Raw genomic sequence first — 11,576 nt, 5'->3', positions numbered from 1 at the left:
ACGGCGCCGACCTCGACATGATCTATGACGAGGCCGCGCGGGATGACGGCACCAGCATGCAAACTGCGAGACATGACAGGATCTCCGACGACGAAAGCCGAGATCCATCAACCCGCCTGCACCGAATGTGAGTCAGACCCCACGATCGGCGCCGATCGTGACTCCACTTCCAAGCAAATTTCAGCTTAAATTTCAACGTATTGAGCTGTATTTGGGAGGGGCGAACCTTCGACGCTTATTTACAATCTGGGCGCTCTGACGCAGCAATCGCTGTGGATCGGCGTCGAAGCATGAGGCTCGCAAAAGCGCTCCCCACTTATTGATGTCGTAAGCAAATATAAATTTTGGATGGGCTCACGATTGGCATCGGTTGCAGCCCCATCTTCGAACTAATTGCATCCGACATTGCAACGACTTGAGCAGATTTTCGATAGGGGCCATGCTTCAGCACCGATCCTTATCTAGGAGAACGATGCGGCTCAGTTCAACGCCGTTGTTCGGCTCGACGCCGATGTAGCGGGGTACGGAACGCGTGTTCATTAGTACTCAGAAGACGCAGACGCTTACGAGCCTGGAGGCATCGATGCTGTCCCTTCAACAGGCCAGCGGCCAGCCTAGCAGCCGAGAACTGTCATCATCATAAACTTTCTCGCCTAGCGAGAAGAATTTTTCGGGATCCGAGATATTGGCCTGGACAGTCTTGGATTCGGGACTGCACACTGGAGCCAACGAACAAGATTTCCGGGAGGAAGGATGCTGCTGGAGACAGCCGCGCCCCGCGTGGAGGAACCGCGCTCGTCTCTGTCGAAGGCGCTAGCATTGCTGGTCGTCGTCGCCGAGCGCAGCCAGAAGGGCGTCAGTCTGAGCTCCGCCGCCACGCGCACCGGTCTTCACGTCGCGACCGCCCACCGCCTGCTTACGGCTCTCGTCGACGAGAACTTCCTGAACTTCGATCCTTATACGAAGCGGTACTTCCTCGGGCTGATGCCCTACGAGATCGTCAACCGGGCAGGTCCCGATCTGGAGTTTCTTCAGCTCCGCAAGACACTTCGCCCCTTCCTCGACATCGCGCAGCAGTCAATCGGCGGCATCATCAATCTGTCGGTACCGTCCCAGGGGGAGTCCCTCTGCATCGCGGTCATCGAAGGACGCGCCCAGATCCTCGTCAGCACGCTGAAGGTGGGAGCCCGGCGCCCGCTCGGCGTCGGCGCGGCGAGCCTCGCCCTTCTAGCGGCGCATCCCGCCGGGGCTCGGGCGGCGATCATCGGACGCGAGGCCGAGAGGTACCTCAAGTACGGACGGCTGACGGCGGCGATCGCGACGGAGGCCTGCGAGCGTTTTCCGATCGACGGCTACGTCGTGAACGAGGCGCTGATCATCCCCGACATCGGTGCTCTGGCGATTCCGGTCTTCAAGGACGGCGCCCTGGTCTGCGCCGTTTCGGTCACCAACACGATCTCGTACCTGCACCCTGATGCCCGGGCCGGGCTCGCCGAGACCCTGCGCCGCGCCGTCGTGGATGCGGGCTTCCAAGCCGAGGCCGCCTGACCGATGTATCCGATCGACCTCTTCTTCCGTCAGGCGGCCCGGACCCCCGAGGCGATCGCCCTGGAGTTCGGCGACCACCGGGTCACCTACGCCGATCTCGTCGCGCGCGCCGGGGCGCTCGCAGCCGGCCTGCAGGCCCTCGACCCGGAGCCGCAGTCGCGCGTTGGCATCTGCTGCTTCAACCACGTCGAGCACGTGGTGGCGTGGCTCGCCGTGCTGGCCGCCGGAAAGGTCTGGGTCCCGCTCTACCCAAAGAACAAGTCGGCCGAGATCGGGTCGGGCATAACCTTCACCGAGGCTTCGATCGTAATCGCCGATGAGGCGGCGCGCTCCCTGGTCGAGGGTACCGGAGCCGCGATCCTGGTGGCGGACCCGAACGGGGGCGCGGGAACCACGGGCGGCCTCGCCCGGGCACATGCTGGAGCAGCGCCGTGCTTCCATGCGCTGCCGCTCCACGCGACGCAGGCGATCAAGTTCACCGGTGGGACCACGGGCAAGCCCAAGGGTGTGATGCAGCCCTACCGGGCATGGAACACCAACATCGCGACCCAGATCGCCGCCTGGGGCCTGAAGCCGGGCGAGCGGCTGCTGGCGGCGGCGCCGATCACCCACGGCACCTCGACCTACATCCTGCCGACGCTGGGCACCGGCGGGACGCTCGTCCTGCGCGACCAGCCGCGGCCGGAGGAGATCCTGCGCTGCTTCGCCGAGGAGCGCATCGCCACGACCTTCCTGCCGCCGACCGTGATCTACATGATGATGGAGCTGCCGGCGGCGCGGCGCGGCACCTACCCGCATCTGCGCAACCTCGTCTACGGCTCGGCCGCGATGCGCCCCGACGCGATCGCGCAGGCGCAGTCCGTGTTCGGCCCCTGCATCGCTTCGACCTACGGCCAAACGGAGGCGCCACAGATCGCCACCATGATCTCGGCCGAAGAGCTCATGATCCCGGACAAGCGCGCCACCGTCGGCCGCGAGACCATGCTGACCCGGGTCGCGATTCTCGATCCCGAGGGCACCATCCTGCCGACCGGCGCCTACGGCGAGATCGCCATCCGCGGCGACCTGGTCATGACGGGTTACTGGAAGCAGCTGGACAAGACCGCTGAGACGATCCGCGACGGCTGGCTTCTGACCGGTGATCTCGGAAGCTTCGACGCGGACGGCTTCCTGTCGATCAAGGGTCGGGCGAAGGACCTGATCATCACGGGTGGCTTCAACGTCTACCCGGCCGACGTCGAGCCAGTGCTCGCCCAGCACGCCGCGGTCTCGGACTGCGCGGTCTTCGGCGTCCCCGACGACAAGTGGGGCGAAGCCGTCCATGGCGCAATCGAGCTGCGGGCCGGCATGGCGGCGGATCCCGAGGAGATTATCCGCTTCGTCAAGGACCGGCTGGGCTCGGTGAAGGCGCCGAAGTCGATCGCCTTCTACGAGGCTCTGCCGCGCAACAATTACGGGAAGCTGCAGAAGCAGGTCCTGGTCCAAGACCATGTCGAGCGCACCGCCCGGGAGAGGCAGCAGCCATGAGCAACGCCAAGACGCCGACCACCGCCTTGAGCCACCACACCAAGGACGCGATTTTCTATCGCGAAAAGAACCTCGTCACCGACATCCTGAAGCCCGGCGCCGCGCCCGACTTCGTCGCGGAGGCCGCCGCCCACATCCTTGGACGGGACGTCTCCGACGGCGAGCGGCGCGTCCTCAACGCCATCATGATCACCATGATGGAGCACGGCTTCACCCCGAGCGCCATCGCGACCCGCTCCATCTACATGAGCGCGCCGGAGAACATGCAAGGCGCGGTGGCCGCCGGCCTGCTGGCGGTCGGCAGCCAGTTCGTCGGCACGGTCGAGAACAACGCCCGGATCCTGAACCAGCTCGTCGCCCTGGAGGAGGACGCGCAGCGTTCACTGGCGGAGCGCGTCGTGGACGACCACAAGGCCCGCAAGGTCCACATGCCGGGCTTCGGCCACCACCTGCACCGCCCAGAGGATCCGCGCGCGGTCCGCCTGCTGGAGATCGGGGCGGAGAACGGTCTCAAGGGCGGCCACGTCGCCGCCCTGCGCCTCCTGTCGACGGTGGTCGACCAGCGAGCGGGCCGACACATCACCATCAACGCCACGGGCGCCACCGCCGCCCTGCTGGGCGAGATGGGCGTGCCGGTCGAGCTGATGCGCGGTTTCTCGCTGATCGGCCGCACGGCCGGGCTCGTGGCCCATATCGCCGAGGAGCAGCAGCGCCCGAGCGGCCGGTTCATCTGGGATCTCGTCGACAAGTCGATCCCGTACGAGGCCTGACGATGCGCGATCATGCCCTCGTCACCGGCGGCAGCCGCAACATCGGCGGGGCGATCGCGCAGCGCCTCACCGCGGACGGATTCAAGGTCATCGTCCTCGACGTGGTGAAGCCGGAGCACGACGCCCTGGACGACTTCGTCGAGGTCGACCTGTCCGACGCGGCGGCGCTGCCCCGGACGCTCGCCGACGCCATCGCGGGGCGGACGGTGACCCGCCTCGTCAACAACGCCGGCATCGTCGCCCCCGCTTCCCTGGAGGACACCGATCCGGCGAGTCTCGACGCGGTCTCGGCCGTGAACCTAAAGGCGCCGATCCTCTGCGCGCAGGCGCTCCTTCCGGGCATGAAGGCGGCGGGCCGGGGCCGCATCGTCAACATCTCCAGCCGCGTCGCCCTCGGCAAGGAGCTGCGCACTGTCTACGCGGCGACGAAGGCCGGCCTGCACGGGATGACCAAGACCTGGGCGCTGGAACTCGGGAGGCACGGCATCACGGTGAATGCCGTCGGGCCCGGACCGATCCGGACGAGCCTGTTCGACGCGGTCAATCCGCCGGGCGACCCGCGCACCGATGCGATCATCCGTGCGGTGCCGGTGGCGCGCCTGGGCACCCCCGACGACGTCGCCGACGCCGTCAGCTTCTTCCTGTCCGATCGGGCGGGCTTCGTGACCGGACAGGTTCTCTACGTGTGCGGCGGGATGACGATCGGCTCCGCCTGATCGCCCGTCGCGACCGAAGCGACAAAAGAAACGCGGACGAAGTCCGCGAGCCAACCGGGAGGACAACGTGGCATCTCTGACTCGGCGAGGCCTGGGTATCCTGACATTCGGAGCCGCATTGGCGGCCGGCGCCGCACAGGCGCAGCCGGCATGGCCCATCCGGACCGTGTCGATCATCGTCCCCTACTCCGCGGGCGGCGCCACCGACGTGTTGGCCCGCAAGGTCGCCGAAGGCCTCTCCGCCGCCCTCGGGAAGACGGTTGTGGTCGACAACCGGCCCGGGGCCGGCGGCACGCTCGGCACGGCCCTCGCCGCTAACGCGAAACCGGACGGCTACACCCTGTTCCTGGGTCAGGTGTCGTCCCACGGCATCGCGCCGAACCTCTACACGCAGCTGCGCTACGACCCGGTCAAAAGCTTCGTGCCCATCGTCTTCATCGAGACGATCCCCAACATCCTGGCCGTGAACAAGGACCTTCCGGTGAACTCGGTCGATGAGCTCATCGCCTACGCGAAGGCCCATCCCGACGCCCTGAACTTCGCCTCGTCGGGCACAGGCGCCTCGACGCACCTGTCGGGGGAGATGTTCAAGGCGTTGACCGGCATCAGCATGACCCACGTGCCGTTCCACGGCAGCGCCCAGGCGCTCGTCTCGGTCATGGGCGGCCAGACGCAGATGATCTTCGACAACATGCCGTCGGTCTATCCCTACGTTACGGCGGGCAACCTGAAGGCGCTGGCGGTGACGACGTTGAAGCGGTCGCCCCAGGCCCCCGACGTCCCGACCATCGCCGAGGCGACCAAGAGCGCCGACCTGTCGCGCTACGACGTCAGCGCCTGGTTCGGGTTGTACGCCCCAACCAACACCCCGCGGCCGATCGTGGACCGCGTCAACGCGGCCGTGAACGCGATGCTGAAGGAGCCCGGCTTCGCGAAGTTCATCGTCGACAACGGAGGCGTCCCCGAGGGCGGGACGCCGGAGGATCTCGGCCAGTTCGGGGAGACCGAGCTGAAGAAGTGGAAGACCGTGATCGAGCAGGCCGGCGTGCCGAAGATGTAGCGCGGCGTAGGGGCGGTTCCGCCAGTCCACGGCGGGGTTTCGCCCGGACCCATGCCGCGCAGGACCGACGACCCCTCGGAGGAAGGGACAATGCGATGACGACTGCCGCGAAGGCGACGAGCCTCGATCGCGACCTCGAAGGACGCGTCGCCGTGGTTCTCGGCGCAGGTTCGATCGGCGCCGGCTGGGGCATCGGCAAGGCGATCAGCCTTCTCTACGCACGAGCCGGCGCGCATGTCGTCGCCGTCGACCGCGAGCCGTCCGCCGCGCAGGAGACCCGGGAGCTCATCCGGCAGGAAGGCGGCAGCGCCGAGGCCGTGGCCGTCGACGTCTCGGACGACGACGGACTCGTTGCATGCCTCGCGGCGGTAGGCGCGGCGCAAGGCGGGATCGACGTCCTCTACTTCAACGTCGGCATCGGGAAGGCCGGCCCGTCAACGGAGACCTCGGCAGCCGATTGGCGCCGGATCTCGGACGCGAACCTGACCGCGCTCCACTTGGCGGCCACAACCGTCATCCCGGGCATGCGCGCCCGCCGACGCGGCGTGATCCTCGCAACGTCCTCGATCGCGGGCATGCGCGACGTCGGCTATCCGCACCTCGCCTACGGCGCGACTAAGGCTGCGCTGATCCAATATCTGCGCCTGCTGGCCGTCGAGAACGCGCCCTACGGCATTCGGGCCAACACCATCGTCCCGGGTCTCATCGACACACCGCGCATCGAGAAGACTGTCGCAGGCTCCTACACTGGTGGGCTCGAGCGCATGAAAGCTGTCCGGGCGTCACAGTGCCCCCTCGGCCGAATGGGCACCGCCTTCGACGTCGCGGAGGCCGCCCTGTTCCTGGCCTCGGACCGGGCGTCCTACGTGACCGGCACCGAGCTCTTGGTCGACGGAGGCCTCGCCGCGACAGCACGGGGTCCGGCCCCCGGCTGATCGGACCCCGCATCCGCCGGGCGGGCCCAGCACCCCTCCTGCGCGTCTCTGCGGCGCCAGCGCCGCCGTCAAGCCCGGAGCACCGACATGGCCAACCAGAATGCCGTCCGGGGGGCGGTCATCAGCGGCATCGCCCTTTGTTTCGGGCTGACGGCGCTCCGCTATCCGATCGGCAGCTTCGCCCATGCAGGCGCCGGTCTGTTCCCGCTGTTGGTCAGCACCCTGCTGCTGCTCATCGGCCTCGTCACACTGGTCAAGTCACGGTTCGAGCCCGCCAAGCCGTTCAGCTTCGCTTGGCGAAACATCGGCATCATCCTGCTCGGCCTCTTCGTCTTCGTGGTGGCCGCCAAGGTTGCCAGCATCGTCCTCGGCATCGTGCTCCTCGTCATGGTCTCGTCTCTGGCGGCCACGTCGTACTCGTGGAAGCGGGTGCTGGCCGTCTCGGTCGCCCTCATCGCCGTCGCGCTCGCGTTCCAGAAGCTGCTCGGCCTCAACCTGCAGGTGATCTGATGGATGTGATCACGAACCTCGCCTTCGGGTTCGAGCACGCGCTCACCTGGAGCAACCTGCTGTACTGCGCGATCGGCTGCGTCATCGGCACCATGATCGGGCTGCTGCCCGGGCTCGGCCCGCTCGCCACGATCAGCCTGCTGCTGCCGCTAACCTATTCGATCCCAGTCGACGGCGCGCTGATCATGCTGGCGGGGATCTATTACGGCGCCCAATACGGCGACAGCGTCAGCGCGATCACGATGAAGATCCCGCACGCGTCGAGCATCGTGGCCTGCATCGACGGCTACCAGATGACGCTGAAGGGGCGCACCGGCCTCGCGTTGTTCACCGCGGGGGTGTCGAGCTTCATCGGCGGCACAGTCGCCATCGTGGTCCTGGCCTTCCTAGCGCCGCTCCTCGGGCAGGTCGCCTTTCTGTTCGGACCGGCCGACTACTTCGCGCTCATGCTGCTCGGCTTCGTCTGTGTGAGCCTCGTGACGACCGGGAGCCTGCTGAACGGCCTCGCTATGTGCCTCCTCGGCGTGCTGCTCGGCCAGATCGGGACGGATTTGGAATCAGGCACGCTGCGCTTCACCCTCGGCCTGACGCCGCTCGTCGACGGCGTCAGCGTCGTGAGCGTCGCACTAGGCTGCTTCGGCATCGCCGAGATCTGCCGGAACCTCGACGCGCGCGAGGAGCGGTCGCCGTTCAACGGCAAGATCCGGCTGATGCCGAGCTGGCCGGAATTCAAGCGTATCATCCCGAGCGCGCTGCGTGGCAGCGTGGTGGGTTCGCTTCTCGGGATTCTGCCGGGGGGCGGTCCCACCATCGCGCAGTTCGCCGCCTACGCCATCGACAAGAAGGTCTCGAAGTACCGCCACGAGATCGGCTCCGGGTCGATCGAGGGCGTCGCCGGCCAAGCGGCAGCCGACGAGGCGGCCGCCCGCACGAGCTTCATCCCGCTCATGAGCATCGGCATCCCTGAGAACGCCGTCATGGCGCTGATGATGTCTGCCTTCATCATCAAGGGTATCCAGCCCGGCCCCAACATGATCGCCAAGCACCCGGACCTGTTCTGGGGTCTCGTCGCCAGCATGTGGATCGGGAACTGCTTCCTGCTGGTCCTGAACGTGCCCCTGGTCCGGTTCTGGCTGTCGATCTTCAAGATTCCCTACAGCGTCCTGTTCCCGTCGATCCTGTTCTTCTGCTGTGTCGGGACCTACAGCGTGAACAACAACCTCGACGACGTGTTCATCACCGCGGCCTTTGGCCTGCTCGGCTACATACTGATGCGCCTGAGCCTCGACCCGGCCCCGCTCATGCTAGGCTTCATCCTCGGTCCAATGCTGGAGGAGAACTTCCGCCGCGCCATGCTGCTCGGCCGGGGCAGCTTCAAGGTCTTTGTCACGCAGCCGATCAGCGCGACGCTGCTTGGCGCTATAGCCATATTGATCCTCGTCCAGATCGCCTCCGCGGTCGTGCGGATGCGCTCGGGTGGCTTCTCGCCCGCCGGTCAGGACGGAAGCGCGGACCGGGATGCATCGCCCGCCGAGATGATCAAGACGTCTGGAGGGTAGGCTGCCTTGATGGTATGCCTCGGAGGGCGCCCTGTCAGTCTACCTTGGCGCCAGAAAACTCGACGACCTCGCGCCACTTCTTGATCTCCCCGGCGATCAACGCGCCGAACGCCTCCGGCGATACACGCAATGGCGTCCCGCCTAGATCGGTGAGTTTCTTCTCCATGACCGGATCGGCCAGGATGTCATTAACTTCCTTGTTGAGGCGAGCGATCAGATCCGGCGGGGTTTTGTGCGGAGCACCGATCCCGAACCACGCGCTTGCCTCGTAACCCGGCACCGTTTCGGACACAGTCGGCACATCGGGCAGAGCCGGCGAGCGTTCGGCCGTCGTCACGGCTAGGGCGCGCAGGGTGCCCCCGCGTACGTGGCCGATCGAAGACGGCAGGTTGTCGAATATGACGTCGGCGTGGCCCGCGATGATATCGATGATCGCCGGGCCCGCCCCGCGGTAGGGCACATGTACCATCGGGACGCCGGTCATTGCTTTGAACAGCTCACCGGACATGTGTAGCGACGTGCCGATACCGCTCGAGGCCATGTTCACCTTGTCTGGGTTAGCTTTGCAGTAATCGGTGAACTCTTTCACGGTCTTGATAGGTAGTTTTGGGCTGATCTCCATAATATTAGGCGATAGCATGATTCCCGCCACTGGGGCGATGTCGCGCTGGAAGTTGAAGCTCAGCTTTTTGTACAGACTGTCGTTGATACCGTTGGCCGGATTGACAAGCAGGATCGTATGGCCGTCCGGCTCGGCCCGGACGACCACGTCGGTGCCGATATTGTTGCCTGCCCCTGGGCGGTTCTCAACAAGAACCTGCTGGCCAAGGCGCCGACCCAGCGGTTCGGCGATGAGCCGAGCGAGCACGTCGGTCGCGCCCCCCGGGGCATAGCCGACGACGAAGCGAATTGGGCGCGTGGGGTAAGTCTGCGCGAGGGCGGATCGACCTGTCAGCGCGTTGGCCACACCGACTCCAAAGCCGGACGCCAACAATGATCTGCGCGACCATTTGGAATGCATGCCCGCCGCCTCCGTGAAGCCCCTTCTTGGATGGAGCCTGTCGATTCGTAGGATACGCGAGAATGCGGGGGCATCAATCTGAGTGTGTCGGGCGGCACGTGTGCCATCTGACAGTTTATCTCAATCCTGATCTAAGTGAATGCTAAATCCTTCAGATCGCCGCCGATGGCAGCCCCTCGACCTTACGATCTGTGGCCGCAACGAGGGCCTGGGCGAGCGCTGTCGATGAACACGCATCTGCAATCAAGATAGCTGCATTCTGGAACTACTAAATCCACACGTTGGAAAGCGTGACACTAGACAGCGACCATCCAAAGACAGATGAAAATTTTCACGGTCCGATGTCTGCTTTCCGGAAGCCTGAAACATTTCTTGAATGCCCGGGATGGGCGCGAAGCCGACCGTCCGGTTCTGCAAGCCAAGGCGATCCGGCCTGGCGTAGTCTGGCCGATTGCTGCCAGTCCGCTTCGGAGCGAGGCTGCTGGAAAAGCGGACGCGCGGCTTGCGACCCGATTGAGCCGTTCAACCCTGTGCCCGACCCTCCCAAATGCGGTTGTTAGAGCATGTCAGCTCGTCACGTTCAGCGCGTCTGCGGCTTTCTGTGATCCTCAGACCTGATCGCCCAGCAACCCACTCGCTAACCGCCGGAACGCGGTGACGGCCTTGTCGCGGACCGCGGATGGATCATCGGAAGCGGCGACCCAGAGCGCCGCACTCAATGCCGCACCATTCAAGAGGCGCCCCGCCGCCTCGACGTCGAGGGCGTGCACGACGCCCTCGTCGATCAGCGACCGGATGGTGCGCATCGTGATTTGCAGGCACGCGTTCTCGCCCGGCCACTTAGAAGGATCACCGAGAACGGCGGGGCCGTCGAGCAGCATGATGCGCTGTATTTCGGGCTCAACCGCCATCTCGATGTAGGCCGTCCCGTCGTCGAGGAGGCCTTGCCACGTGTTCGGCGCTCGTTCGCGGACCCTGCGCAACCGCTCGGCCATTTCGTCGTCGATCTGCGCGATTACGGCCCAGAGCAGTCCCTTCTTGTCCCCGAAGTTGTGATAGAGCGCGCCGCGCGTCAGGCCGACTGAGGCAGTGAGATCATCCATGGACGCCGCCGCGTAGCCTTGGGTTGCGAACGCCCGACGCGCGGCCCCCAGAAGCTTGTCTCGCGTCTCGGCCATCGTCTCGGCCCGCCGTCCCGTGGCCATGTGCCTTTCCTCCAGTGCGCTATCGAGCCAGTTGACATACGTGACGTATGTGGAGCATCCGCTGACATACGAGGCGTATATTAACCTGTCGCTCAGAAGGGGAACGTCTCGAACGGCGACGCATATCGACGCTGCGTTTGCCCAACCCGATACACGAGAAGGATGTGATCATGCCTAAGCGCGACGCCGTCACGCCCGCCGCTCGTCATGCCCTGTACGATGCGCATCGCTACTCAGCCGCGATCCGTTCGGGCGACTTGCTATTTGTCTCGGGACAGGTCGGCAGTCGAGAGGACGGCTCCCCCGAACCCAACTTCGAAGCTCAAGTTCGACGCGCCTTCGCCAATCTGCGCGGCGTGCTGACAGCGGCCGGGTGCACCTTCGACGACGTCGTTGACGTCACGACCTTCCACACCGACCCACAGGCGCAGTTTGAGACGATTATGGCCGTGCGTAACGCTGAGATCGGAGCGCCGCCTTACCCAAACTGGACGGCTGTTGGGGTGACGTGGCTTGCAGGCTTCGACTTCGAGATCAAGGTCATCGCACGCATCCCCATGACTGCGACGTGACCCAGGGCTATCAGCGCCGACAGCACATGGCCCAAAGCGGCCCTTCCGCATATAGGGCAGGCCGCTGAATCAGCAGACAGGCCGATCGAGGACCGACACGGCGCTGGCTTCACACCGTCTGCTGCTGAGCCAGTGCTCGGCGGCGGTCAACAC

Annotated in this window: 11 protein-coding genes; 9 read left to right on the top strand and 2 right to left on the bottom strand. The window is 65.5% G+C overall.

The features are described 5' to 3' along the window. Positions 1 to 753: 753 nt before the first annotated feature. From MKK67_RS14375 to MKK67_RS14340, 8 genes are all read left to right on the top strand, one after another. Positions 754 to 1,548 (top strand): IclR family transcriptional regulator, encoded by a 795-nt coding sequence (locus MKK67_RS14375; protein WP_147938830.1) that lies wholly within the window; start codon positions 754 to 756, stop codon positions 1,546 to 1,548. A 3-nt stretch (positions 1,549 to 1,551) separates the two neighbouring features. After that, positions 1,552 to 3,075: a class I adenylate-forming enzyme family protein gene (locus tag MKK67_RS14370; protein WP_243965714.1), complete on the top strand. Its 1,524-nt coding sequence runs from the start codon at positions 1,552 to 1,554 to the stop codon at positions 3,073 to 3,075. After that, positions 3,072 to 3,845, top strand: a complete 774-nt coding sequence (locus tag MKK67_RS14365) for a citryl-CoA lyase (RefSeq protein WP_243959451.1) — start codon at positions 3,072 to 3,074, stop codon at positions 3,843 to 3,845. Before MKK67_RS14370 ends, MKK67_RS14365 begins: the two co-directional genes overlap by 4 nt. 2 nt (positions 3,846 to 3,847) lie before the next feature. Next, positions 3,848 to 4,561, top strand: a complete 714-nt coding sequence (locus MKK67_RS14360; RefSeq protein ID WP_243959449.1) for an SDR family NAD(P)-dependent oxidoreductase — start codon at positions 3,848 to 3,850, stop codon at positions 4,559 to 4,561. 166 nt (positions 4,562 to 4,727) lie between these two features. Next, the gene (locus MKK67_RS14355) at positions 4,728 to 5,621 is read left to right on the top strand and encodes a Bug family tripartite tricarboxylate transporter substrate binding protein (RefSeq protein WP_243965713.1); all 894 of its coding nucleotides are present in this window, start codon (positions 4,728 to 4,730) and stop codon (positions 5,619 to 5,621) included. Between the two features lie 95 nt (positions 5,622 to 5,716). Then, on the top strand, positions 5,717 to 6,556 hold the full coding sequence (locus MKK67_RS14350) for an SDR family NAD(P)-dependent oxidoreductase (RefSeq protein ID WP_243965712.1): 840 nt from the start codon (positions 5,717 to 5,719) through the stop codon (positions 6,554 to 6,556). An 87-nt stretch (positions 6,557 to 6,643) separates the two neighbouring features. Next, positions 6,644 to 7,066 (top strand): tripartite tricarboxylate transporter TctB family protein, encoded by a 423-nt coding sequence (locus MKK67_RS14345; RefSeq protein WP_243951014.1) that lies wholly within the window; start codon positions 6,644 to 6,646, stop codon positions 7,064 to 7,066. Further along, on the top strand, positions 7,066 to 8,625 hold the full coding sequence (locus tag MKK67_RS14340; RefSeq protein WP_147938824.1) for a tripartite tricarboxylate transporter permease: 1,560 nt from the start codon (positions 7,066 to 7,068) through the stop codon (positions 8,623 to 8,625). The genes MKK67_RS14345 and MKK67_RS14340 overlap by 1 nt, the downstream gene beginning before the upstream one ends. Positions 8,626 to 8,659: 34 nt before the next feature. Here MKK67_RS14340 and MKK67_RS14335 read toward each other — a convergent pair whose 3' ends face one another. Beyond that, positions 8,660 to 9,646: a Bug family tripartite tricarboxylate transporter substrate binding protein gene (locus MKK67_RS14335; protein WP_243965711.1), complete on the bottom strand. Its 987-nt coding sequence runs from the start codon at positions 9,644 to 9,646 to the stop codon at positions 8,660 to 8,662. Between the two features lie 608 nt (positions 9,647 to 10,254). Next, complete coding sequence (locus MKK67_RS14330; RefSeq protein WP_243941754.1) at positions 10,255 to 10,851, bottom strand: TetR/AcrR family transcriptional regulator; 597 nt, start codon at positions 10,849 to 10,851, stop codon at positions 10,255 to 10,257. A gap of 170 nt (positions 10,852 to 11,021) precedes the next feature. Here MKK67_RS14330 and MKK67_RS14325 point away from each other — a divergent pair, with 170 nt between their 5' ends. Beyond that, positions 11,022 to 11,423 carry a RidA family protein gene (locus MKK67_RS14325; protein ID WP_243941752.1) on the top strand — a complete coding sequence of 134 codons (402 nt, stop codon included), beginning with the start codon at positions 11,022 to 11,024 and terminating at the stop codon, positions 11,421 to 11,423. Positions 11,424 to 11,576: the final 153 nt, after the last annotated feature.

The organism is Methylobacterium sp. J-072 (genome assembly GCF_022829425.1).
Classification (GTDB): domain Bacteria; phylum Pseudomonadota; class Alphaproteobacteria; order Rhizobiales; family Beijerinckiaceae; genus Methylobacterium.
The sequence above is the reverse complement of the archived record's forward strand: the minus strand, read 5'-3'. Positions and strand labels throughout refer to the sequence as shown.